This is a genomic window from Bacillus sp. LM 4-2 (genome assembly GCF_000978495.1).
GTDB lineage: Bacteria > Bacillota > Bacilli > Bacillales > Bacillaceae > Bacillus > Bacillus subtilis.
Genome location: NZ_CP011101.1, coordinates 101440 through 125061 on the forward strand (window position 1 = coordinate 101440; position 23622 = coordinate 125061).

At 42.6% G+C, this 23622-nt stretch carries 24 protein-coding genes and 2 other annotated features; all 24 genes read left to right on the top strand.

The window, feature by feature from the left end:
* Positions 1-11 precede the first annotated feature (11 nt).
* The 24 genes from mcsA to rpoB all read left to right on the top strand — a co-directional run bounded on the left by mcsA (position 12) and on the right by rpoB (position 23586).
* A complete protein-coding gene (mcsA, locus tag bslm_RS00560; RefSeq protein WP_015252993.1) occupies positions 12-569 on the top strand; it encodes a protein-arginine kinase activator protein McsA in 558 nt (185 codons plus the stop codon).
* The gene (locus bslm_RS00565) at positions 569-1660 is read left to right on the top strand and encodes a protein-arginine kinase McsB (protein ID WP_003235007.1); all 1092 of its coding nucleotides are present in this window, start codon (positions 569-571) and stop codon (positions 1658-1660) included. The genes mcsA and bslm_RS00565 overlap by 1 nt, the downstream gene beginning before the upstream one ends.
* Positions 1657-4089, top strand: a complete 2433-nt coding sequence (gene clpC / locus bslm_RS00570) for an ATP-dependent protease ATP-binding subunit ClpC (protein ID WP_046380728.1) — start codon at positions 1657-1659, stop codon at positions 4087-4089. Before bslm_RS00565 ends, clpC begins: the two co-directional genes overlap by 4 nt.
* 91 nt (positions 4090-4180) lie before the next feature.
* Positions 4181-5557, top strand: a complete 1377-nt coding sequence (gene radA, locus bslm_RS00575) for a DNA repair protein RadA (RefSeq protein WP_004399687.1) — start codon at positions 4181-4183, stop codon at positions 5555-5557.
* 3 nt (positions 5558-5560) lie between these two features.
* Positions 5561-6643: a DNA integrity scanning diadenylate cyclase DisA gene (disA, locus tag bslm_RS00580; RefSeq protein WP_003225736.1), complete on the top strand. Its 1083-nt coding sequence runs from the start codon at positions 5561-5563 to the stop codon at positions 6641-6643.
* A gap of 116 nt (positions 6644-6759) precedes the next feature.
* Complete coding sequence (locus bslm_RS00585; protein ID WP_003235014.1) at positions 6760-7860, top strand: PIN/TRAM domain-containing protein; 1101 nt, start codon at positions 6760-6762, stop codon at positions 7858-7860.
* Between the two features lie 14 nt (positions 7861-7874).
* Complete coding sequence (ispD, locus tag bslm_RS00590; RefSeq protein ID WP_003235019.1) at positions 7875-8573, top strand: 2-C-methyl-D-erythritol 4-phosphate cytidylyltransferase; 699 nt, start codon at positions 7875-7877, stop codon at positions 8571-8573.
* Positions 8566-9042: a 2-C-methyl-D-erythritol 2,4-cyclodiphosphate synthase gene (gene ispF, locus bslm_RS00595; RefSeq protein ID WP_014475594.1), complete on the top strand. Its 477-nt coding sequence runs from the start codon at positions 8566-8568 to the stop codon at positions 9040-9042. The genes ispD and ispF overlap by 8 nt, the downstream gene beginning before the upstream one ends.
* Positions 9043-9132: 90 nt before the next feature.
* Positions 9133-10584 (top strand): glutamate--tRNA ligase, encoded by a 1452-nt coding sequence (gene gltX / locus bslm_RS00600; protein ID WP_014478617.1) that lies wholly within the window; start codon positions 9133-9135, stop codon positions 10582-10584.
* A gap of 2 nt (positions 10585-10586) precedes the next feature.
* Positions 10587-10817 (top strand) — a binding site (T-box leader).
* 68 nt (positions 10818-10885) lie between these two features.
* On the top strand, positions 10886-11539 hold the full coding sequence (gene cysE / locus bslm_RS00610) for a serine O-acetyltransferase (RefSeq protein ID WP_003225749.1): 654 nt from the start codon (positions 10886-10888) through the stop codon (positions 11537-11539).
* The gene (gene cysS / locus bslm_RS00615) at positions 11536-12936 is read left to right on the top strand and encodes a cysteine--tRNA ligase (RefSeq protein ID WP_004399682.1); all 1401 of its coding nucleotides are present in this window, start codon (positions 11536-11538) and stop codon (positions 12934-12936) included. Before cysE ends, cysS begins: the two co-directional genes overlap by 4 nt.
* Positions 12937-12939: 3 nt before the next feature.
* On the top strand, positions 12940-13371 hold the full coding sequence (locus bslm_RS00620; protein WP_004399685.1) for a mini-ribonuclease 3: 432 nt from the start codon (positions 12940-12942) through the stop codon (positions 13369-13371).
* Positions 13355-14104: a 23S rRNA (guanosine(2251)-2'-O)-methyltransferase RlmB gene (rlmB, locus tag bslm_RS00625; RefSeq protein WP_046380729.1), complete on the top strand. Its 750-nt coding sequence runs from the start codon at positions 13355-13357 to the stop codon at positions 14102-14104. The genes bslm_RS00620 and rlmB overlap by 17 nt, the downstream gene beginning before the upstream one ends.
* Before the next feature lie 6 nt (positions 14105-14110).
* Complete coding sequence (gene rae1 / locus bslm_RS00630; protein WP_003235032.1) at positions 14111-14623, top strand: ribosome-dependent mRNA decay endonuclease Rae1/YacP; 513 nt, start codon at positions 14111-14113, stop codon at positions 14621-14623.
* Between the two features lie 62 nt (positions 14624-14685).
* A complete protein-coding gene (gene sigH, locus bslm_RS00635) occupies positions 14686-15342 on the top strand; it encodes an RNA polymerase sporulation sigma factor SigH (protein ID WP_003225758.1) in 657 nt (218 codons plus the stop codon).
* A gap of 92 nt (positions 15343-15434) precedes the next feature.
* Positions 15435-15584: a 50S ribosomal protein L33 gene (gene rpmG, locus bslm_RS20270; protein ID WP_003156421.1), complete on the top strand. Its 150-nt coding sequence runs from the start codon at positions 15435-15437 to the stop codon at positions 15582-15584.
* A gap of 33 nt (positions 15585-15617) precedes the next feature.
* Positions 15618-15797 carry a preprotein translocase subunit SecE gene (gene secE, locus bslm_RS00640; protein WP_004399676.1) on the top strand — a complete coding sequence of 60 codons (180 nt, stop codon included), beginning with the start codon at positions 15618-15620 and terminating at the stop codon, positions 15795-15797.
* Between the two features lie 178 nt (positions 15798-15975).
* Positions 15976-16509, top strand: a complete 534-nt coding sequence (gene nusG, locus bslm_RS00645) for a transcription termination/antitermination protein NusG (protein WP_003225764.1) — start codon at positions 15976-15978, stop codon at positions 16507-16509.
* A gap of 167 nt (positions 16510-16676) precedes the next feature.
* On the top strand, positions 16677-17102 hold the full coding sequence (rplK, locus tag bslm_RS00650; protein ID WP_003156430.1) for a 50S ribosomal protein L11: 426 nt from the start codon (positions 16677-16679) through the stop codon (positions 17100-17102).
* Positions 17103-17196: 94 nt separating this feature from the next.
* On the top strand, positions 17197-17895 hold the full coding sequence (gene rplA, locus bslm_RS00655) for a 50S ribosomal protein L1 (RefSeq protein WP_003235040.1): 699 nt from the start codon (positions 17197-17199) through the stop codon (positions 17893-17895).
* A 45-nt stretch (positions 17896-17940) separates the two neighbouring features.
* Positions 17941-18081, top strand: a sequence feature (ribosomal protein L10 leader region).
* 65 nt (positions 18082-18146) lie between these two features.
* Positions 18147-18647 carry a 50S ribosomal protein L10 gene (rplJ, locus tag bslm_RS00660; RefSeq protein WP_003235042.1) on the top strand — a complete coding sequence of 167 codons (501 nt, stop codon included), beginning with the start codon at positions 18147-18149 and terminating at the stop codon, positions 18645-18647.
* 45 nt (positions 18648-18692) lie between these two features.
* Positions 18693-19064, top strand: coding sequence for a 50S ribosomal protein L7/L12 (gene rplL / locus bslm_RS00665; RefSeq protein WP_003156436.1), 372 nt, complete (start codon positions 18693-18695; stop codon positions 19062-19064).
* 89 nt (positions 19065-19153) lie between these two features.
* Positions 19154-19759, top strand: coding sequence for a class I SAM-dependent methyltransferase (locus tag bslm_RS00670; RefSeq protein WP_003235045.1), 606 nt, complete (start codon positions 19154-19156; stop codon positions 19757-19759).
* Positions 19760-20004: 245 nt separating this feature from the next.
* Entirely contained in the window at positions 20005-23586 is a 3582-nt protein-coding gene (rpoB, locus tag bslm_RS00675; protein WP_009966326.1) for a DNA-directed RNA polymerase subunit beta, read from the top strand.
* Positions 23587-23622 lie beyond the last annotated feature (36 nt).

Genomic DNA, 23622 nt, shown 5'->3' on the forward strand with positions numbered 1-23622 from the left:
GGGTGAAAAGATTGATTTGTCAAGAGTGCCACGAGAGACCAGCCACTTTTCACTTTACAAAGGTTGTTAACGGAGAAAAAATAGAAGTTCATATTTGTGAACAATGTGCCAAAGAAAATAGTGATTCATATGGTATAAGTGCAAATCAGGGTTTCTCTATTCATAATTTACTTTCGGGTCTACTGAACATGGATTCTTCATTTCAAAATGCAGGAACTCAAATGTTCAGTCACTCGGAGCAAATATCTGCTTGTCCGAAATGCGGAATGACTTTTCAGCAATTCAGAAAAATTGGCCGTTTTGGATGTTCTGAATGTTACAAAACATTTCATAGCAACATTACACCAATCCTACGTAAAGTGCACAGCGGAAACACTGTGCATGCAGGTAAGATACCGAAACGAATAGGCGGCAATCTTCATGTCAGACGGCAGATTGATATGCTAAAAAAGGAATTAGAATCCTTAATCCATCAAGAAGAATTTGAAAATGCAGCTCATGTAAGAGATCAAATTCGTTCATTAGAACAATCACTCAAAAGTACAGATAGTGAGGAGGAACAGGAGTAATGTCGCTAAAGCATTTTATTCAGGACGCACTAAGCAGTTGGATGAAGCAGAAAGGACCTGAAAGTGACATTGTACTCAGCAGCCGCATACGTTTAGCAAGGAACTTTGAGCATATTCGGTTCCCTACGCGGTATTCCAATGAAGAAGCCTCATCCATCATACAGCAATTTGAAGATCAGTTTTCAGAGCAAGAAATTCCCGGAATCGGCAAATTTGTTTTGATTAGAATGAATGATGCACAGCCTTTAGAGAAGCGTGTACTTGTTGAAAAACATCTAATCAGTCCGAATCTGACAGAGTCTCCTTTTGGCGGCTGTTTGCTTTCTGAAAATGAGGAAGTAAGTGTCATGTTAAATGAAGAGGACCATATTAGAATTCAGTGTCTTTTCCCTGGATTTCAGCTTTTAGAAGCAATGAAAGCCGCAAACCAGGTCGACGACTGGATTGAAGAAAAAGTTGATTATGCATTCAATGAGCAAAGAGGATACTTAACCAGCTGTCCTACAAACGTAGGTACAGGTTTAAGGGCTTCGGTCATGATGCATCTGCCGGCACTGGTTTTAACTAGGCAAATAAATCGAATTATACCGGCAATTAATCAATTAGGCTTAGTTGTTAGAGGAATTTATGGGGAAGGCAGCGAAGCAGTAGGGAATATCTTTCAAATTTCAAATCAGATCACGCTTGGTAAGTCAGAGCAGGATATTGTAGAGGATCTTAACAGTGTTGCTGCTCAGTTGATTGAACAAGAACGATCTGCCCGAGAAGCGATTTATCAAACTTCTAAAATTGAACTTGAGGATCGGGTATATCGGTCTTATGGGGTCTTGTCTAATTGCCGGATGATAGAATCGAAAGAAACTGCAAAGTGCCTTTCAGATGTTCGGTTAGGCATAGACCTAGGCATTATAAAAGGACTTTCAAGCAACATACTTAACGAACTTATGATTTTGACGCAGCCAGGGTTTTTACAGCAATACTCGGGAGGCGCTTTGCGTCCGAACGAAAGGGACATTCGAAGAGCGGCTCTCATCAGAGAACGGCTTCACTTAGAAATGAATGGGAAAAGACAGGAGGATGAATCGATATGATGTTTGGAAGATTTACAGAACGAGCTCAAAAAGTACTGGCGCTAGCACAGGAAGAAGCACTTCGGTTAGGTCATAATAACATTGGCACTGAGCATATTTTATTAGGACTGGTAAGAGAAGGAGAGGGCATTGCTGCTAAAGCTCTTCAAGCGCTTGGACTCGGTTCAGATAAAATTCAGAAAGAAGTAGAAAGTTTGATTGGGCGCGGGCAGGAAATGTCTCAAACGATTCATTATACTCCTAGAGCTAAAAAAGTCATTGAGCTTTCAATGGATGAGGCAAGAAAACTCGGTCATTCTTATGTGGGAACAGAACATATTCTTCTTGGTCTGATTCGTGAAGGAGAAGGTGTTGCTGCGAGAGTTCTGAATAATCTCGGTGTCAGCTTAAATAAAGCAAGACAGCAGGTGCTCCAGCTTCTAGGAAGTAATGAAACAGGATCATCAGCGGCAGGAACAAACAGCAATGCGAATACGCCTACGCTTGACAGCTTGGCAAGAGACTTAACTGCTATTGCGAAGGAAGACAGCCTTGACCCTGTAATCGGCAGAAGCAAGGAGATCCAGCGTGTCATTGAAGTGTTAAGCCGCAGAACGAAAAACAACCCTGTTCTCATTGGGGAACCAGGTGTAGGTAAAACGGCTATCGCAGAAGGTTTGGCACAGCAAATTATCAATAATGAAGTACCCGAAATTTTGCGTGATAAACGTGTGATGACATTAGACATGGGAACAGTTGTTGCCGGCACAAAATACCGCGGAGAATTTGAGGATCGCCTGAAGAAGGTCATGGATGAAATTCGCCAGGCAGGAAATATCATTCTATTCATCGATGAGCTCCATACATTAATCGGGGCAGGCGGAGCAGAAGGTGCTATTGATGCATCTAATATTTTAAAACCTTCACTTGCTCGTGGCGAACTCCAATGTATTGGTGCAACGACTCTTGATGAGTACCGTAAATATATTGAAAAAGATGCAGCACTGGAACGCCGTTTTCAGCCGATTCAGGTTGATCAGCCATCTGTAGATGAAAGTATTCAAATTTTACAAGGTCTGCGTGACAGATACGAAGCCCACCACCGCGTTTCTATCACTGATGATGCCATTGAAGCTGCGGTTAAGCTTTCTGACAGATATATTTCTGACCGCTTCCTTCCGGATAAAGCAATTGACTTGATCGATGAAGCAGGTTCAAAGGTGAGACTGCGCTCATTTACAACGCCTCCTAACTTAAAAGAGCTTGAGCAGAAGCTTGATGAGGTTCGTAAAGAGAAGGATGCGGCAGTGCAAAGCCAAGAGTTTGAAAAAGCTGCTTCCTTGCGTGATACTGAACAACGCCTGCGCGAGCAAGTAGAGGATACGAAGAAATCATGGAAAGAGAAGCAAGGGCAGGAAAACTCAGAGGTTACTGTGGATGATATTGCGATGGTTGTATCCAGCTGGACCGGTGTGCCTGTATCTAAAATCGCCCAAACTGAAACTGATAAGCTTCTCAATATGGAAAACATTCTTCATTCCCGCGTCATCGGCCAGGATGAAGCAGTTGTAGCTGTTGCAAAAGCCGTCAGACGTGCGAGAGCAGGATTGAAAGATCCTAAACGCCCAATCGGCTCATTCATTTTCTTAGGCCCTACAGGTGTAGGTAAAACAGAGCTTGCACGAGCACTCGCTGAATCCATTTTTGGTGATGAAGAATCCATGATCAGAATTGATATGTCTGAATACATGGAAAAACACTCAACTTCAAGACTTGTTGGTTCACCTCCGGGATATGTGGGATATGATGAAGGCGGTCAATTGACAGAGAAAGTCAGAAGAAAACCTTACTCTGTCGTGCTTCTTGATGAGATCGAGAAAGCGCACCCTGATGTCTTCAATATCCTTCTGCAAGTTCTTGAAGACGGACGATTGACTGATTCTAAAGGACGCACAGTCGATTTCCGCAATACCATTCTGATCATGACATCAAACGTCGGAGCAAGTGAGCTGAAACGCAATAAATATGTCGGCTTTAACGTTCAGGATGAAACTCAAAATCATAAAGACATGAAAGATAAAGTGATGGGTGAATTAAAACGAGCGTTCAGACCTGAGTTCATCAACCGTATCGATGAAATCATTGTCTTCCATTCACTTGAGAAAAAACATCTTACTGAAATTGTGTCATTAATGTCTGATCAATTAACGAAACGCCTGAAAGAACAAGATCTTTCTATCGAATTGACAGATGCTGCAAAAGCGAAAGTCGCGGAAGAGGGCGTTGACCTGGAATACGGTGCCCGTCCGTTAAGAAGAGCGATCCAAAAACATGTCGAGGATCGTTTATCTGAAGAACTCCTCAGAGGAAATATTCATAAAGGACAGCATATTGTTCTTGATGTAGAAGATGGCGAATTTGTCGTAAAAACGACTGCTAAATCGAATTAATATAGAAGACGGAAATGAGGCATACAGCATGTAAGTGTATGCCTCACTTTCATATCAAGAAATAGAACAAGGGAGAGGTCTTACACTATATATGGCAAAAACAAAATCGAAATTCATCTGCCAATCCTGCGGCTACGAGTCTCCAAAATGGATGGGGAAATGTCCGGGCTGCGGTGCTTGGAATACAATGGTGGAAGAAATGATTAAAAAAGCACCGGCCAATCGGAGAGCGGCTTTTTCTCATTCTGTTCAAACTGTACAGAAACCTTCACCTATTACATCAATCGAAACATCAGAAGAACCCCGCGTCAAAACCCAGCTTGGCGAGTTTAACAGAGTACTCGGCGGAGGTGTCGTTAAAGGCTCCCTCGTTTTAATTGGCGGTGATCCTGGTATCGGAAAGTCAACGCTATTACTGCAGGTTTCCGCTCAATTATCAGGCTCATCAAACAGTGTCCTGTATATTTCGGGAGAAGAATCTGTAAAGCAAACGAAGCTGCGAGCAGACCGTCTCGGCATTAATAATCCGTCACTGCATGTTTTATCTGAAACCGATATGGAGTATATTTCGTCTGCTATACAAGAGATGAATCCATCGTTTGTCGTTGTTGACTCTATTCAAACGGTTTACCAAAGCGATATTACATCTGCTCCAGGCAGTGTGTCACAGGTCAGAGAATGTACCGCTGAGCTGATGAAAATTGCAAAAACAAAAGGTATTCCGATTTTTATCGTAGGGCACGTGACGAAAGAAGGGTCTATTGCAGGTCCGAGACTGTTGGAGCATATGGTTGACACTGTTTTATATTTTGAAGGAGAACGCCACCATACTTTCCGTATTTTGCGGGCTGTAAAAAACCGTTTCGGATCTACAAACGAAATGGGCATTTTCGAAATGCGGGAAGAGGGGCTCACTGAGGTTTTGAATCCTTCGGAAATTTTCTTAGAAGAACGCTCTGCTGGTTCCGCAGGTTCGAGTATCACTGCCTCTATGGAGGGCACTAGACCGATTCTCGTTGAAATTCAGGCGCTCATCTCGCCAACAAGCTTTGGCAACCCAAGGCGTATGGCAACGGGAATAGACCATAACAGGGTTTCTCTGTTAATGGCTGTGTTAGAAAAAAGAGTTGGACTGCTGCTGCAAAATCAGGATGCTTATTTGAAAGTGGCTGGCGGCGTTAAGCTTGATGAACCGGCAATTGATCTTGCGATTGTGATTAGTATTGCATCAAGCTTTAGAGACACACCTCCAAATCCTGCAGATTGTTTTATTGGAGAAGTGGGATTAACCGGAGAAGTCCGGCGGGTTTCAAGAATTGAACAGCGTGTGAAAGAAGCGGCAAAGCTTGGTTTTAAACGCATGATCATACCCGCGGCAAATCTGGATGGATGGACAAAACCAAAAGGGATTGAGGTTATCGGAGTAGCAAATGTTGCAGAAGCGCTTCGTACTTCATTAGGAGGATAATAGATGGAAAAAGAGAAAAAAGGGGCGAAACACGAGTTAGACCTGTCATCTATATTGCAGTTTGTTGCTCCGGGTACACCGCTCAGAGCGGGGATGGAAAACGTCTTGAGAGCAAATACAGGCGGTCTGATTGTTGTTGGATATAATGATAAAGTAAAAGAAGTGGTGGACGGCGGCTTTCACATAAACACGGCTTTTTCTCCGGCGCATTTATATGAGTTGGCTAAAATGGATGGAGCGATCATTTTAAGTGATTCGGGTCAAAAGATCCTCTACGCGAATACTCAGCTGATGCCGGATGCCACAATTTCTTCATCAGAAACAGGAATGCGGCACAGAACTGCCGAAAGAGTAGCTAAGCAAACTGGCTGTCTTGTAATCGCCATTTCTGAAAGAAGAAATGTCATAACGTTATATCAGGAAAACATGAAGTATACACTAAAAGACATAGGATTTATTTTAACCAAGGCGAACCAAGCCATTCAAACACTTGAAAAATATAAGACAATCCTCGATAAAACGATTAATGCACTGAACGCGTTAGAGTTTGAGGAACTTGTTACCTTCAGTGATGTCTTGTCTGTCATGCATCGTTATGAAATGGTACTGAGAATCAAAAACGAAATTAATATGTATATCAAAGAGCTGGGGACAGAAGGGCATCTGATCAAACTGCAAGTCATTGAATTGATTACGGATATGGAAGAAGAGGCCGCTTTATTTATTAAGGACTATGTAAAAGAAAAGATTAAAGATCCGTTTGTTCTCTTGAAGGAGCTGCAGGATATGTCCAGTTATGATCTGCTGGATGATTCCATTGTGTATAAGCTTCTCGGTTACCCTGCTTCTACTAATCTTGATGATTATGTATTGCCGAGAGGATACAGGCTGTTAAATAAGATACCGCGTCTTCCGATGCCGATTGTTGAAAATGTTGTAGAAGCATTTGGAGTCCTACCAAGGATTATTGAGGCGAGTGCAGAAGAATTAGATGAAGTAGAGGGAATCGGTGAAGTACGAGCCCAAAAAATCAAAAAAGGATTAAAACGCCTGCAAGAGAAGCATTATTTAGACAGACAACTGTGATTTCGGTTAAAACCTTATGAATACGGGTATATTAATGTTGGTTTTTGTTTATTCTGATATTCGTAGGATGCATAAGACTTTGTGAAATTAAAAATGTTAAAAAAGGAGGTGGGGGTATGTTAAAACGAATAGTTCAGGCGTTCTTCATTATTTTTGGCGGCGTTGTTGGTATATTTTTGATACCTGAATTGTTTGTACTGTTAAATATACAGGACATACCTTTAATAACAAACGCATATACGTCTGCGGCAATAGGAGCAATTATCTTTTTTCTCATCAGTATATGGGGTACAGAATACGTTGTGAACTGGGTGAAGTGGATAGAGGATTCATTGTTAAAAGCGCCGGTTCCAGATTTGTTATTTGGAAGTCTTGGCTTAGTTTTTGGACTTATAATTGCTTATCTTATCGTAAATGTTATTCCTTTAGACAATATACCTTACCGCATATTCAGCACAATAATTCCTGTATTTTTGGCTTTCTTCCTCGGTTATCTCGGCTTCCAGGTGGGCTTTAAGAAAAAGGATGAATTGATCAGCCTGTTTTCCATTTCCGCCAGAATGCAAAAGAAAAAAGGAACAGCTGATGAAGAACATGAGGTTCAAGACAAGAAGCTGAAAATTTTGGACACTAGTGTTATTATTGATGGGAGAATAGCAGATATTTGTCAGACTGGTTTTTTAGAGGGAGTTATCGTGATTCCGCAGTTTGTCCTTGAGGAATTGCAGCATATTGCAGACTCTTCAGATGTTTTAAAACGAAACAGAGGACGCCGCGGTCTTGATATCCTGAACCGCATTCAGAAAGAATTAGACATTGAAGTTGAAATTTACGAAGGCGACTTTGAAGATATTCAGGAGGTTGACAGCAAGCTCGTCAAACTTGCTAAGCTGACATCCGGGGTCGTTGTGACGAATGATTTTAATTTAAATAAAGTGTGCGAGCTTCAGAAGGTAGCAGTATTAAACATTAATGACCTTGCCAATGCGGTCAAGCCTGTTGTGCTTCCTGGCGAGGAAATGAATGTTCAGGTCATTAAGGACGGGAAAGAGCATAATCAGGGAGTTGCCTACTTGGATGACGGTACGATGATTGTCGTTGAAGAAGGACGGAATTATATCGGCAAGCATATTGATGTACTCGTCACAAGTGTGCTGCAGACAGCAGCGGGACGAATGATTTTTGCGAAGCCTAAGCTGTTGGAGAAGGCGCTGTAAAGGGAGAAAAAACAATGAGTTATGATGTGGTGATTCCTGCAGCCGGACAGGGAAAGCGGATGAAGGCAGGGAGAAATAAACTGTTCATTGAGCTGAAGGGAGACCCGGTGATCATACACACGTTAAGAGTGTTTGACAGTCACCGGCAGTGCGATAAAATCATTTTGGTGATTAACGAGCAGGAGCGGGAGCACTTTCAGCAATTGCTGTCCGATTACCCGTTTCAAACTTCAATTGAGCTTGTTGCAGGCGGAGATGAGCGTCAGCACAGTGTGTATAAGGGGCTGAAAGCCGTAAAGCAGGAAAAGATTGTCCTTGTACATGACGGTGCCCGCCCATTTATAAAACATGAACAAATTGACGAACTGATCGCAGAGGCGGAACAGACAGGAGCGGCCATCCTTGCTGTTCCGGTAAAAGATACGATTAAACGCGTTCAAGATTTACAAGTCAGTGAGACGATTGAACGTTCAAGCTTGTGGGCTGTCCAAACGCCACAAGCTTTTCGTCTTTCTTTATTGATGAAGGCTCACGCTGAGGCCGAGCGCAAGGGATTTTTAGGGACGGATGACGCCAGCCTCGTTGAACAGATGGAGGGCGGTTCGGTCCGTGTTGTAGAAGGCAGCTATACAAATATTAAGCTGACGACGCCAGACGATTTGACGTCAGCTGAAGCTATCATGGAATCAGAAAGTGGGAATAAACATGTTTAGAATTGGACAAGGATTTGATGTGCATCAATTAGTTGAGGGGCGTCCTCTCATTATTGGCGGAATTGAAATCCCGTACGAAAAAGGGCTGCTTGGCCATTCTGATGCAGACGTTTTGCTGCATACCGTCGCTGACGCCTGCCTGGGAGCTGTGGGTGAAGGAGACATCGGCAAGCATTTTCCTGACACAGATCCCGAGTTCAAGGACGCAGATTCTTTCAAATTACTTCAGCATGTCTGGGGAATCGTGAAACAGAAGGGGTATGTCCTTGGGAACATTGATTGCACCATCATAGCGCAAAAGCCGAAGATGCTGCCGTACATAGAAGATATGAGAAAAAGAATTGCTGAAGGCCTTGAGGCAGAAGTTTCTCAAGTAAATGTAAAAGCAACAACGACAGAAAAGCTTGGATTTACAGGCCGGGCGGAAGGAATAGCGGCTCAGGCGACAGTACTGATACAAAAAGGCTAACTTGTTTTGATGCCGGGTCTATTTGGTGGTAGAATAGATTCATACATTTTTGCCTGAGGCCATACATGACATGAAAGGAAGTATTTGAAAATGGGAAACGAAGTACGCGTCCGTTATGCACCGAGTCCAACCGGACATTTGCATATTGGAAATGCCAGAACGGCGCTTTTTAATTATTTATTTGCCCGCAATCAAGGCGGTAAGTTTATCATTCGAGTTGAGGATACTGATAAAAAGCGCAATATTGAGGGCGGAGAACAAAGCCAGCTGAATTATCTGAAGTGGCTAGGTATTGACTGGGATGAGAGTGTGGATGTCGGAGGAGAGTACGGCCCATACCGTCAGTCAGAGCGTAACGATATCTATAAAGTGTACTATGAAGAGCTTCTTGAAAAAGGGCTTGCTTATAAATGTTACTGTACGGAAGAAGAGCTTGAAAAAGAGCGTGAAGAACAGATTGCCCGCGGAGAAATGCCTCGTTATTCCGGAAAACACAGAGACCTGACTCAGGAAGAACAGGAGAAATTTATCGCTGAAGGCAGAAAACCAAGTATTCGTTTCCGCGTGCCGGAAGGAAAAATCATCGCCTTCAATGATATCGTAAAAGGCGAAATTTCTTTTGAATCAGATGGCATCGGCGACTTTGTTATTGTGAAAAAGGACGGAACGCCGACTTACAACTTCGCGGTAGCGATTGATGACTACTTAATGAAAATGACACACGTGCTGCGCGGTGAGGATCATATTTCTAACACACCGAAACAGATTATGATTTATCAAGCATTCGGATGGGATATTCCTCAGTTCGGACACATGACGCTGATCGTAAACGAAAGCCGTAAAAAGCTCAGTAAACGTGATGAATCCATTATTCAATTCATCGAGCAGTACAAAGAGCTTGGCTACCTGCCAGAAGCACTGTTCAACTTTATCGGCCTGTTAGGCTGGTCACCGGTTGGAGAAGAAGAGCTTTTCACAAAAGAGCAGTTTATTGAAATTTTTGATGTAAATCGTTTATCTAAATCACCAGCTTTGTTTGATATGCATAAGCTAAAATGGGTTAACAACCAATATGTGAAGAAGCTGGATCTTGATCAGGTTGTTGAATTGACGCTTCCGCATTTGCAAAAAGCCGGCAAAGTTGGCACTGAGCTTTCTGCTGAAGAACAAGAATGGGTTCGTAAACTGATTTCCCTGTATCATGAGCAATTAAGCTACGGTGCGGAAATTGTTGAGCTGACTGATTTGTTCTTTACGGATGAGATCGAGTATAATCAAGAAGCGAAAGCTGTTCTGGAAGAAGAACAGGTTCCTGAAGTGCTCAGTACATTCGCAGCGAAGCTTGAAGAGCTTGAGGAGTTCACTCCGGATAACATCAAAGCATCGATCAAAGCAGTGCAGAAAGAAACTGGCCATAAAGGGAAAAAACTGTTTATGCCGATTCGTGTTGCTGTAACAGGGCAAACTCACGGTCCGGAACTGCCGCAATCAATTGAATTGATCGGTAAAGAGACTGCAATTCAGCGTTTAAAAAATATCTAAATAAATGATTGTTGACAGGGAAGAGTATAAAGCTTTAGGCCATTACAGAAAGGATCTTCATTGGCTGAGAGAGATCCATGAGCCGGGTTTTAGAAGTGCGCCCTTAAGACCTTTGAAGAACGTTTTTTGAAATCAGTATTCAAAGGCGGCCGCCGCCGTTACAGGCTGAAGTTGGGAGAGCAGAAGTCTGCTTTTCAAACAGAGTGGAACCGCGCGGTTAAAGCGTCTCTGTCATGTTTACATGCAGAGACGCTTTTTTTATTGGGTAGAGGAAATCAGATAGAGAAACGGGGGGAAGCATGTGTTTTTTAGAATGCTCAAAGAAGACATTGATACTGTGTTCGATCAAGATCCCGCAGCAAGAAGCTATTTTGAAGTGATTTTAACTTATTCCGGTTTACATGCTATATGGGCGCATCGGATTGCACATGCTTTATATAAACGAAAATTTTATTTCCTTGCACGCCTTATATCTCAAGTAAGCCGATTTTTTACCGGGATAGAAATCCACCCCGGCGCTACAATCGGGAGAAGATTTTTCATAGACCACGGCATGGGGGTTGTCATTGGGGAGACATGTGAAATCGGCAATAACGTAACCGTTTTTCAGGGGGTTACCCTCGGGGGAACGGGAAAAGAAAAGGGAAAAAGGCACCCAACGATTAAAGATGACGCATTGATAGCCACAGGTGCTAAAGTGCTCGGTTCTATTACGGTCGGTGAAGGCTCAAAGATTGGCGCTGGTTCAGTAGTGCTGCATGATGTTCCTGATTTTTCAACAGTTGTCGGTATCCCTGGACGGGTCGTTGTACAAAATGGCAAGAAAGTAAGACGCGATTTAAACCATCAGGATTTGCCCGATCCAGTTGCTGACCGCTTTAAGTCTTTGGAACAGCAGATTTTAGAGCTGAAGGCAGAACTTGAAGACAGAAAAGAAAGGATCAATCAAAAATGACAATCACACTTTATAATACATTGACTAGACAGAAGGAAACATTCGTTCCTCTTGAAGAGGGAAAAGTGAAAATGTATGTATGCGGACCCACGGTTTACAATTACATTCATATCGGGAACGCGCGTCCGGCAATCGTTTACGATACGGTTCGAAACTATTTAGAGTATAAAGGCTATGATGTGCAGTATGTCTCTAACTTCACAGACGTAGACGATAAATTAATTAAAGCGGCAAATGAACTCGGTGAGGATGTACCCACCATTTCAGAGCGTTTTATTAAAGCATACTTTGAAGACGTAGGTGCGCTCGGCTGCCGAAAAGCCGACCTTCATCCGCGAGTAATGGAGAACATGGATGCCATTATCGAATTCGTAGATCAGCTCGTGAAAAAGGGCTACGCATATGAATCAGAAGGTGACGTATATTTCAAAACCAGAGCATTTGAAGGGTACGGAAAGCTTTCTCAGCAATCAATCGATGAACTAAGATCAGGTGCACGCATCCGGGTCGGCGAGAAAAAAGAAGATGCTCTTGATTTCGCACTGTGGAAAGCGGCAAAAGAAGGAGAAATCTCTTGGGATAGCCCTTGGGGGAAAGGGCGTCCGGGCTGGCACATTGAATGCTCAGCAATGGTGAAAAAGTATCTCGGTGACCAGATTGATATCCATGCGGGCGGACAGGATTTAACATTCCCTCACCATGAAAACGAAATTGCGCAATCTGAGGCGCTGACAGGCAAAACGTTTGCGAAGTACTGGCTTCATAATGGTTATATCAATATTGATAATGAAAAAATGTCAAAATCACTAGGCAACTTTGTGCTTGTGCATGACATCATTAAACAGCATGATCCGCAGCTTTTGAGATTCTTTATGCTATCTGTTCATTATCGCCATCCGATTAACTATTCAGAAGAGCTTCTGGAGAATACGAAAAGCGCGTTCAGCCGTTTAAAAACAGCGTACAGCAATCTTCAGCACCGTCTGAACAGCAGTACGAATTTAACCGAAGATGACGATCAATGGCTTGAAAAGGTTGAAGAACACCGCAAAGCATTCGAAGAAGAGATGGACGATGATTTTAATACGGCGAATGCCATTTCAGTCTTGTTTGACTTAGCGAAACACGCCAATTATTATCTTCAGAAAGATCATACGGCTGATCATGTGATTACGGCGTTTATTGAGATGTTTGACCGCATTGTTTCTGTCCTCGGTTTTTCGTTGGGTGAGCAGGAACTTCTCGATCAAGAGATTGAAGACTTAATCGAAAAGCGAAATGAAGCGCGCCGGAATCGCGATTTTGCATTGTCAGACCAGATCCGCGACCAGCTGAAAAGCATGAATATCATTCTTGAAGATACGGCTCAAGGCACTCGCTGGAAACGGGGAGAATAACAGATGCTTGAATTTGATACGATAAAAGATTCTAAGCAGCTTAACGGTCTTGCGCTTGCTTATATAGGTGATGCCATTTTTGAAGTGTATGTCAGGCATCACCTGCTTAAGCAGGGCTTTACCAAACCAAATGATCTTCATAAGAAATCAAGCCGGATTGTTTCAGCAAAGTCACAGGCTGAGATCCTATTTTTTCTGCAGAATCAATCATTTTTTACGGAAGAAGAGGAAGCGGTGCTGAAAAGAGGCAGAAATGCCAAGTCAGGGACAACACCTAAAAATACAGATGTTCAGACGTACCGCTACAGTACAGCATTTGAAGCGCTTCTGGGCTACCTTTTTCTAGAGAAAAAAGAGGAACGACTTAGTCAGCTCGTAGCCGAAGCTATACAATTCGGGACGTCAGGGAGGAAAACAAATGAGTCAGCAACATGATTACGTCATAGGGAAAAATGCAGTGATCGAGACGTTAAAATCTGATCGGAAGCTGTATAAGCTGTGGATGGCGGAAAACACCGTAAAGGGACAAGCACAGCAAGTGATTGAGCTTGCCAAAAAGCAGGGAATCACGATTCAATACGTCCCGAGAAAAAAACTCGATCAAATGGTGACAGGACAGCATCAGGGCGTAGTGGCACAGGTTGCAGCGTATGAATATGCAGAACTGGACGATTTATATAAAGCAGCCGAAGAAAAAAATGAACAGCCTTTCTTCCTCATTCTGGACGAGCTTGAAGACCCTCATAATCTTGGTTCCATTATGAGGACAGCAGATGCGGTCGGCGCTCATGGCATCGTCATTCCAAAACGGAGAGCTGTCGGGCTGACAACAACAGTGGCAAAAGCTTCAACAGGAGCAATTGAGCACATTCCTGTAGCAAGAGTCACCAATTTGGCACGGACGTTAGAAGAGATGAAAGAGCGGGGAATCTGGGTTGTCGGAACGGATGCGTCCGCGCGTGAGGATTTCCGTAATATGGACGGCAATATGCCTTTGGCTCTAGTCATCGGAAGTGAAGGAAAAGGGATGGGCCGCCTTGTGAAAGAAAAGTGCGATTTTCTCATTAAACTCCCGATGGCCGGAAAGGTAACTTCACTAAATGCATCTGTCGCGGCTGGTCTTTTGATGTATGAAGTCTACCGGAAACGAAATCCTCTGGGAGAATAAAGACCCATGGATATCCTGTTAGTAGACGGGTACAACATGATTGGAGCCTGGCCGCAGCTGAAGGATTTAAAAGCGAACAGTTTTGAAGAGGCGAGAGACGTACTGATTCAGAAAATGGCGGAATATCAATCGTATACAGGAAACAGGGTTATTGTTGTTTTTGACGCGCATCTCGTAAAAGGGCTTGAGAAAAAACAGACCAACCATAGAGTTGAAGTAATTTTTACAAAAGAAAATGAGACGGCTGATGAGCGGATAGAAAAGCTCGCTCAGGCTTTGAATAATATTGCGACTCAAATTCACGTTGCGACCTCTGACTATACTGAGCAGTGGGCGATTTTCGGACAGGGGGCATTGCGAAAATCGGCCCGGGAGCTTTTGAGAGAGGTAGAAACGATTGAAAGGCGAATAGAGAGACGGGTAAGAAAAATCACTTCCGAAAAGCCGGCGGGTAAAATTGCTTTATCGGAAGAGGTTTTGAAAACGTTTGAAAAGTGGAGGCGGGGAGACTTAGATTAAGTTGACGCTTTTTTGCCCAATACTGTATAATATTTCTATCTACGTGCGCCGGGGGGATCGGAGTGAATCTACAGAACAACAAGGGAAAATTCAACAAAGAGCAGTTTTGCCAGTTGGAGGACGAGCAGGTCATTGAAAAGGTTCATGTTGGGGACAGTGATGCGTTAGATTACTTGATTACGAAGTACCGAAACTTTGTTCGGGCAAAAGCAAGATCCTATTTCTTAATAGGGGCGGACAGAGAGGATATTGTTCAGGAAGGCATGATAGGCCTCTATAAGTCTATTCGTGACTTCAAAGAGGACAAGCTTACCTCATTCAAAGCTTTTGCAGAATTATGTATTACCCGCCAAATTATTACCGCAATAAAGACAGCTACTCGCCAGAAACACATTCCTTTGAATTCCTACGTCTCATTAGATAAACCGATCTTTGATGAAGAATCAGACCGAACGCTGCTGGATGTCATTTCAGGAGCGAAAACCTTAAATCCTGAGGAAATGATCATTAATCAGGAAGAATTTGATGATATTGAAATGAAAATGGGAGAACTATTAAGTGATTTAGAGAGAAAAGTACTCGTCTTATATCTCGACGGGAGAAGTTACCAAGAGATTTCTGATGAACTGAACCGACATGTGAAATCGATCGACAATGCCCTTCAGCGTGTGAAACGCAAGCTGGAGAAGTACTTGGAAATTCGCGAAATCAGTTTGTAATAGGAATTTATGCTATATTGACAGTATTTTTCTGACTATGATATGTTACTAAAGATAAGAACTAATGTCTATTTAGAAAAAGGTGTAATGACATGAGAAAAAAGATTACGTTAGCATGCAAGACATGCGGAAACCGTAATTATACGACAATGAAGAGCTCTGCATCAGCGGCTGAGCGATTAGAAGTAAAGAAATACTGCAGTACTTGCAATTCACATACAGCTCATCTTGAAACAAAATAGTTTTTGCGCTTTTAAATTGTGGAGGTCTTTTACATGCGTATTATGAAATTCTTTAAAGATGTTGGGAAAGAAATGAAAAAGGTAAGCTGGCCTAAAGGAAAAGAGTTAACGCGTTATACCATTACGGTAATTTCAACAGTTATCTTTTTTGTTATCTTTTTTGCCCTCCTTGACACAGGAATTTCTCAATTAATTCGTTTAATAGTTGAATAATGATCAGCAATACGTGCTATAATAGATCATAATATTACTTGCCAAAACCCGTTCAGCGGGTTTTTTATTGTGGCTTAAAATGAAAGTTATCATAGGCTTGCCGCCTATTTTTTGAAGCGTTATGGTAATTCACTAAAACCAAATGCGGGGAGGGAAGGACTGGACAGTCCTGAATAGAATGGAAAAGAATTGGTATGTTGTTCACACGTACTCTGGTTATGAGAATAAAGTAAAAGCCAACTTGGAAAAACGTGTTGAATCAATGGGGATGCAGGATAAAATTTTCCGTGTAGTCGTACCCGAAGAAGAAGAAACAGATATCAAAAACGGCAAGAAAAAAGTCGTGAAAAAGAAAGTATTCCCTGGTTATGTGCTTGTTGAAATTGTAATGACAGACGACTCTTGGTATGTTGTCCGCAACACGCCGGGCGTTACTGGATTCGTAGGATCTGCCGGGTCAGGTTCAAAACCGACGCCGCTTCTTCCGGGCGAAGCAGAAACCATTCTGAAGAGAATGGGCATGGATGAACGAAAAACTGATATTGACTTTGAACTGAAAGAGACAGTGAAAGTAATAGACGGACCTTTTGCTAACTTTACAGGATCAATTGAAGAGATTGATTATGATAAAAGCAAGGTCAAAGTTTTCGTTAATATGTTTGGCCGTGAAACGCCGGTTGAGCTGGAATTTACCCAAATCGATAAATTGTAATGTGAAAAAACTTGAAATTGCTATATATAAATGATAATATAGCAAAGGTACGTCTTGGACTTATCCAAGGCAACTAGCATGATATTTCGTCATTCATATAAAGAATGAAACCTTGAGTGGGAGGGTTTACCCTATTACCACATCACGGACTTAAGGAGGTGTGTCTCGTGGCTAAAAAAGTAGTTAAAGTTGTAAAATTGCAAATTCCTGCTGGAAAAGCTAACCCAGCACCACCAGTTGGACCTGCACTTGGTCAAGCCGGTGTTAACATCATGGGATTCTGTAAGGAGTTTAACGCTCGTACAGCTGACCAAGCTGGTTTAATCATTCCTGTTGAAATTTCGGTTTACGAAGACCGTTCATTTACATTTATTACAAAAACTCCACCTGCTGCAGTATTGCTTAAAAAAGCAGCTGGAATTGAGTCTGGTTCTGGTGAACCAAACCGTAATAAAGTGGCAACTGTTAAGCGCGATAAAGTACGCGAAATCGCTGAAACGAAAATGCCTGACTTAAACGCAGCAGACGTTGAAGCGGCAATGCGCATGGTTGAAGGTACTGCCCGCAGTATGGGTATTGTAATCGAGGATTAATTTGTTTCTTGTCGGGTTGCGAGTTTTAACAAGTTCGCAACCCTTATTCGTGGGAGGTTATTCCGCTATAACCACATAAGGAGGAAATTTTAAAATGGCTAAAAAAGGTAAAAAGTACGTTGAAGCTGCTAAGCTTGTAGACCGTTCTAAAGCTTACGACGTCTCTGAAGCAGTAGCTCTCGTTAAAAAAACAAACACAGCTAAATTCGACGCTACAGTTGAAGTGGCTTTCCGTTTAGGGGTTGACCCTCGTAAAAACGACCAGCAAATCCGTGGAGCAGTTGTGCTTCCAAACGGAACTGGTAAAACTCAGCGCGTTCTCGTTTTCGCGAAAGGCGAAAAAGCGAAAGAAGCTGAAGCTGCTGGTGCAGATTTCGTAGGCGATACTGACTACATCAACAAAATTCAACAAGGCTGGTTCGATTTCGATGTTATCGTAGCTACACCTGACATGATGGGTGAAGTTGGTAAAATCGGTCGTGTACTTGGACCAAAAGGTTTAATGCCAAACCCTAAAACTGGTACAGTTACTTTCGAAGTTGAAAAAGCGATCGGCGAAATCAAAGCTGGTAAAGTTGAATACCGCGTTGATAAAGCTGGAAACATTCATGTTCCTATCGGTAAAGTTTCTTTCGAGGATGAAAAACTTGTTGAGAACTTCACAACAATGTACGATACAATCCTTAAAGCTAAACCTGCTGCAGCTAAAGGCGTTTACGTGAAAAACGTTGCTGTAACTTCTACTATGGGACCTGGTGTCAAAGTAGACTCTTCAACTTTTAACGTAAAATAATATTGACATGACATCAACATTCTGATATTATTCAAAATGTTGTAAAATAGAATATCATTTATACCGTAGACAGTAGGGGCCTAACCGCTTAATTATCCTACCGAGGTGTATATTATCACAGCTATTACGTTACGTATGCTTGTATATACAGCCTCCATGTCTCATGGAGGCTTTTTATATGGAATCCGTCGTCTCAGTCGTGATCACCTAACGGTATAAGTGTTACACAAGAATCTACAGGAGGTGTAACCATGAGCAGCGCAATTGAAACAAAAAAAGTTGTTGTTGAAGAAATTGCTTCTAAACTGAAAGAAAGTAAATCAACGATCATCGTTGACTATCGCGGACTTAACGTTTCTGAAGTAACTGAACTTCGTAAACAGCTTCGCGAAGCTAACGTTGAGTTCAAAGTTTACAAAAATACGATGACTCGCCGTGCGGTTGAACAAGCTGAGCTTAATGGTTTGAATGATTTCTTAACTGGACCGAACGCGATCGCATTCAGCACTGAAGATGTTGTCGCTCCGGCTAAAGTTCTTAATGACTTCGCTAAAAATCACGAAGCTCTTGAAATCAAAGCTGGCGTTATCGAAGGTAAAGTTTCTACTGTTGAAGAAGTGAAAGCTCTTGCTGAACTTCCATCACGCGAAGGCTTGCTTTCTATGTTGCTTAGCGTACTTCAAGCTCCAGTTCGTAACCTTGCTCTTGCTGCAAAAGCTGTGGCAGAACAAAAGGAAGAACAAGGCGCTTAATCTAATCAGTTTTTCATAAATTAAAACAAAATGGAGGAATTACAAATGGCTTTAAATATCGAAGAAATCATTGCTTCCGTTAAAGAAGCAACTGTACTTGAATTGAACGACCTAGTAAAAGCAATCGAAGAAGAATTTGGCGTAACTGCTGCTGCTCCTGTAGCTGTAGCTGGCGGAGCTGCTGCAGGCGGAGCTGCTGAAGAGCAAAGTGAATTCGATCTTATCCTTGCTGGTGCAGGATCTCAAAAAATCAAAGTTATCAAAGTTGTACGTGAAATCACTGGTCTTGGCTTGAAAGAAGCTAAAGAACTTGTTGACAACACTCCAAAACCACTTAAAGAAGGTATTGCTAAAGAAGAAGCTGAAGAGCTTAAAGCTAAACTTGAAGAAGTTGGCGCTTCTGTAGAAGTTAAGTAATCTTCACTTACCTGTAGGGGAAGCTCGCTTTTATGAGGCGAGCTTTTTCTTTGCCATTCTTTAAGCCATGAAAAAAGGAGGTTCTAATAATGAGTGAGCACTATTATTCAGAAAAACCTTCAGTAAAAAGCAACAAGCAAACCTGGTCTTTTAGGCTTCGGAATAAAGATTTCACGTTTACCAGCGACAGCGGGGTTTTTTCTAAAAAAGAAGTTGATTTCGGCTCCCGCCTGCTGATTGATTCTTTTGAAGAGCCTGAGGTTGAGGGCGGCATTTTGGATGTAGGCTGCGGGTACGGCCCGATTGGTTTATCGCTCGCCAGCGACTTTAAAGACCGGACTATCCACATGATTGACGTTAATGAGAGAGCCGTAGAACTATCAAATGAAAATGCGGAACAGAACGGAATAACAAACGTTAAGATTTATCAAAGCGATTTGTTTTCAAACGTTGATTCTGCTCAAACATTTGCTTCTATTCTTACAAATCCCCCAATCCGAGCCGGAAAAAAAGTTGTCCATGCTATCTTTGAGAAAAGCGCTGAACACTTAAAAGCTTCAGGTGAATTGTGGATCGTCATACAGAAAAAGCAAGGCGCGCCTTCTGCCATTGAAAAGCTCGAGGAACTGTTCGATGAAGTTTCCGTCGTTCAAAAAAAGAAAGGCTATTATATCATAAAAGCAAAAAAAGTTTGACTCGGTATTTTAACTATGTTAATATTGTAAAATGCCAATGTATATATTTTGCTTGATATGATGAATTGTCAATATCTATGTATAAATTATACAAGTATGGAAATGCTAATAAAATCGGTATTTGTTTTTGGATGTGGTTTTCTTAATTAGAAACCCTTTTTTCTTTTGTCTTGTAAAAGTATTTTCTTTCTTTGGAAGAAATGCTTATTACACATATAATACGCATGATTTGAGGGGTGAATCAGTTGACAGGTCAACTAGTTCAGTATGGACGACACCGCCAGCGCAGAAGCTATGCTCGCATTAGCGAAGTGTTAGAATTACCAAATCTCATTGAAATTCAAACCTCTTCTTATCAGTGGTTTCTTGATGAGGGTCTTAGAGAGATGTTTCAAGACATATCACCAATTGAGGATTTCACTGGTAACCTCTCTCTTGAGTTCATTGATTATAGTTTAGGTGAGCCTAAATATCCTGTAGAGGAATCAAAAGAACGTGATGTGACTTACTCAGCTCCGCTAAGAGTGAAGGTTCGTTTAATTAACAAAGAAACTGGAGAGGTAAAAGACCAAGATGTCTTCATGGGTGATTTCCCTATTATGACAGATACAGGTACTTTTATCATTAACGGTGCGGAACGTGTTATCGTTTCCCAGCTTGTTCGGTCTCCAAGTGTATATTTCAGTGGTAAAGTAGACAAAAACGGTAAAAAAGGTTTTACCGCAACTGTCATTCCAAACCGTGGCGCATGGTTAGAATACGAAACTGATGCGAAAGATGTTGTTTATGTCCGCATTGATCGCACACGTAAGTTGCCGGTTACGGTTCTTTTGCGTGCTCTCGGCTTCGGCTCCGATCAAGAGATTCTTGATCTCATAGGAGAAAACGAATACCTGCGAAATACGCTTGATAAAGATAACACAGAAAACAGTGACAAAGCGTTGCTGGAAATTTACGAGCGTCTCCGTCCTGGAGAGCCGCCTACAGTAGAAAATGCGAAAAGCTTGCTTGATTCTCGTTTCTTTGATCCGAAACGATACGATCTTGCCAATGTAGGACGCTATAAAATTAATAAAAAACTTCATATTAAGAATCGCCTCTTCAATCAGAGACTTGCTGAAACGCTTGTTGATCCTGAAACAGGAGAAATCCTTGCTGAAAAAGGCCAGATTCTTGATAGAAGAACACTTGATAAAGTACTGCCATACTTAGAAAACGGAATCGGTTTTAGAAAGCTGTATCCGAATGGCGGCGTTGTTGAAGATGAAGTGACTCTTCAATCAATTAAAATCTTTGCTCCGACTGATCAAGAAGGAGAACAGGTTATTAATGTAATCGGCAATGCTTACATCGAAGAAGAGATTAAAAACATCACGCCTGCTGATATTATTTCTTCAATCAGCTACTTCTTCAACTTGCTGCACGGAGTAGGCGACACAGATGATATCGATCATCTTGGAAACCGCCGTTTACGTTCTGTAGGCGAGCTTCTTCAGAACCAATTCCGTATCGGTTTAAGCCGTATGGAGCGTGTGGTTCGTGAGAGAATGTCAATTCAAGATACGAATACAATTACGCCTCAGCAGCTGATCAATATTCGTCCTGTTATTGCGTCCATTAAAGAGTTCTTTGGAAGCTCACAGCTTTCTCAATTCATGGATCAGACGAACCCGCTTGCTGAATTAACGCACAAGCGTCGTCTGTCAGCATTAGGACCGGGCGGATTGACACGTGAGCGTGCCGGAATGGAAGTGCGTGACGTTCACTACTCCCACTATGGCCGTATGTGTCCGATTGAAACGCCTGAGGGCCCGAACATCGGTTTGATCAACTCACTATCATCTTATGCAAAAGTAAACCGTTTTGGCTTTATTGAAACGCCATATCGCCGCGTTGACCCTGAAACAGGGAAGGTAACGGGCAGAATCGATTACTTAACTGCTGATGAAGAGGATAACTATGTTGTCGCTCAAGCGAATGCTCGTCTTGATGACGAAGGCGCCTTTATTGATGACAGCATCGTAGCTCGTTTCCGCGGGGAGAACACCGTTGTTTCCAGAAATCGTGTAGACTACATGGATGTATCGCCTAAGCAGGTTGTATCTGCTGCGACAGCATGTATCCCGTTCTTAGAAAACGATGACTCCAACCGTGCCCTCATGGGAGCGAACATGCAGCGTCAGGCTGTGCCTTTGATGCAGCCGGAAGCGCCATTTGTTGGAACTGGTATGGAATACGTATCAGGAAAAGACTCTGGTGCCGCTGTTATTTGTAAACACCCTGGTATCGTTGAACGCGTAGAAGCCAAAAACGTTTGGGTTCGCCGTTATGAAGAAGTAGACGGTCAAAAAGTAAAAGGAAACCTGGATAAATACAGCCTGCTGAAATTTGTCCGCTCTAACCAAGGTACGTGCTACAACCAGCGTCCGATCGTAAGTGTCGGCGATGAAGTGGTAAAAGGAGAAATCCTTGCTGACGGTCCTTCTATGGAGCTTGGTGAACTTGCACTTGGCCGTAACGTAATGGTCGGCTTCATGACGTGGGATGGCTACAACTATGAGGATGCCATCATCATGAGTGAACGCCTAGTGAAGGATGATGTTTATACATCTATCCACATTGAAGAATACGAATCAGAAGCACGTGATACGAAACTTGGACCTGAAGAAATCACTCGCGATATTCCAAACGTCGGTGAAGATGCGCTTCGCAATCTTGATGACCGCGGAATCATCCGTATTGGGGCAGAAGTAAAAGACGGAGATCTTCTTGTTGGTAAAGTAACGCCTAAAGGCGTAACTGAACTGACTGCCGAAGAACGCCTTCTTCACGCCATCTTTGGCGAGAAAGCCCGCGAGGTTCGTGATACTTCTCTTCGTGTGCCTCATGGCGGCGGCGGAATTATCCATGACGTTAAAGTCTTCAACCGTGAAGACGGAGACGAACTTCCTCCAGGTGTTAACCAGTTAGTACGCGTATATATCGTTCAGAAACGTAAGATTTCTGAAGGGGATAAAATGGCCGGTCGTCACGGTAACAAAGGTGTTATCTCTAAGATTCTTCCTGAAGAGGATATGCCTTACCTTCCTGACGGCACACCAATTGATATCATGCTTAACCCGCTGGGCGTACCATCACGTATGAACATCGGGCAGGTATTGGAACTTCACATGGGTATGGCCGCTCGTTACCTTGGCATTCACATTGCATCTCCTGTATTTGACGGAGCGCGAGAAGAGGATGTCTGGGAAACACTTGAAGAAGCCGGCATGTCTCGTGACGCCAAAACAGTGCTTTACGACGGACGTACTGGAGAGCCGTTTGATAACCGTGTATCTGTCGGTATCATGTACATGATCAAACTGGCTCACATGGTTGACGATAAACTTCATGCACGCTCTACAGGCCCTTACTCACTTGTTACGCAGCAGCCTCTTGGCGGTAAAGCGCAATTTGGCGGACAGCGTTTTGGTGAGATGGAGGTTTGGGCACTTGAAGCTTACGGTGCGGCTTACACTCTTCAAGAAATTCTGACTGTTAAGTCTGATGACGTGGTTGGACGTGTGAAAACATACGAAGCCATCGTTAAAGGCGACAATGTTCCTGAACCAGGTGTTCCGGAATCATTCAAAGTATTAATCAAAGAACTTCAAAGCTTAGGTATGGATGTCAAAATCCTTTCTGGTGATGAAGAAGAAATAGAAATGAGAGATTTAGAAGACGAAGAAGATGCGAAACAAGCTGACGGCCTGGCATTATCAGGTGATGAAGAGCCGGAAGAAACAGCATCTGCAGACGTTGAACGCGATGTAGTAACAAAAGAATAATCTCTAGTTATAAAGGCAAGTGACATCGGTTAATCC

Excerpts from the sequence above, each read along its gene's own strand:
- bslm_RS00565 (WP_003235007.1), top strand. The coding sequence starts at position 569 with ATGTCGCTAAAGCATTTTATTCAGGACGCACTAAGCAGTTGGATGAAG.
- clpC (WP_046380728.1), top strand. The coding sequence starts at position 1,657 with ATGATGTTTGGAAGATTTACAGAACGAGCTCAAAAAGTACTGGCGCTA.
- radA (WP_004399687.1), top strand. The coding sequence starts at position 4,181 with ATGGCAAAAACAAAATCGAAATTCATCTGCCAATCCTGCGGCTACGAG.
- disA (WP_003225736.1), top strand. The coding sequence starts at position 5,561 with ATGGAAAAAGAGAAAAAAGGGGCGAAACACGAGTTAGACCTGTCATCT.
- bslm_RS00585 (WP_003235014.1), top strand. The coding sequence starts at position 6,760 with ATGTTAAAACGAATAGTTCAGGCGTTCTTCATTATTTTTGGCGGCGTT.
- ispD (WP_003235019.1), top strand. The coding sequence starts at position 7,875 with ATGAGTTATGATGTGGTGATTCCTGCAGCCGGACAGGGAAAGCGGATG.
- ispF (WP_014475594.1), top strand. The coding sequence starts at position 8,566 with ATGTTTAGAATTGGACAAGGATTTGATGTGCATCAATTAGTTGAGGGG.
- gltX (WP_014478617.1), top strand. The coding sequence starts at position 9,133 with ATGGGAAACGAAGTACGCGTCCGTTATGCACCGAGTCCAACCGGACAT.
- cysS (WP_004399682.1), top strand. The coding sequence starts at position 11,536 with ATGACAATCACACTTTATAATACATTGACTAGACAGAAGGAAACATTC.
- bslm_RS00620 (WP_004399685.1), top strand. The coding sequence starts at position 12,940 with ATGCTTGAATTTGATACGATAAAAGATTCTAAGCAGCTTAACGGTCTT.
- rlmB (WP_046380729.1), top strand. The coding sequence starts at position 13,355 with ATGAGTCAGCAACATGATTACGTCATAGGGAAAAATGCAGTGATCGAG.
- rae1 (WP_003235032.1), top strand. The coding sequence starts at position 14,111 with ATGGATATCCTGTTAGTAGACGGGTACAACATGATTGGAGCCTGGCCG.
- rpmG (WP_003156421.1), top strand. The coding sequence starts at position 15,435 with ATGAGAAAAAAGATTACGTTAGCATGCAAGACATGCGGAAACCGTAAT.
- secE (WP_004399676.1), top strand. The coding sequence starts at position 15,618 with ATGCGTATTATGAAATTCTTTAAAGATGTTGGGAAAGAAATGAAAAAG.
- nusG (WP_003225764.1), top strand. The coding sequence starts at position 15,976 with ATGGAAAAGAATTGGTATGTTGTTCACACGTACTCTGGTTATGAGAAT.
- rplA (WP_003235040.1), top strand. The coding sequence starts at position 17,197 with ATGGCTAAAAAAGGTAAAAAGTACGTTGAAGCTGCTAAGCTTGTAGAC.
- rplJ (WP_003235042.1), top strand. The coding sequence starts at position 18,147 with ATGAGCAGCGCAATTGAAACAAAAAAAGTTGTTGTTGAAGAAATTGCT.
- rplL (WP_003156436.1), top strand. The coding sequence starts at position 18,693 with ATGGCTTTAAATATCGAAGAAATCATTGCTTCCGTTAAAGAAGCAACT.
- bslm_RS00670 (WP_003235045.1), top strand. The coding sequence starts at position 19,154 with ATGAGTGAGCACTATTATTCAGAAAAACCTTCAGTAAAAAGCAACAAG.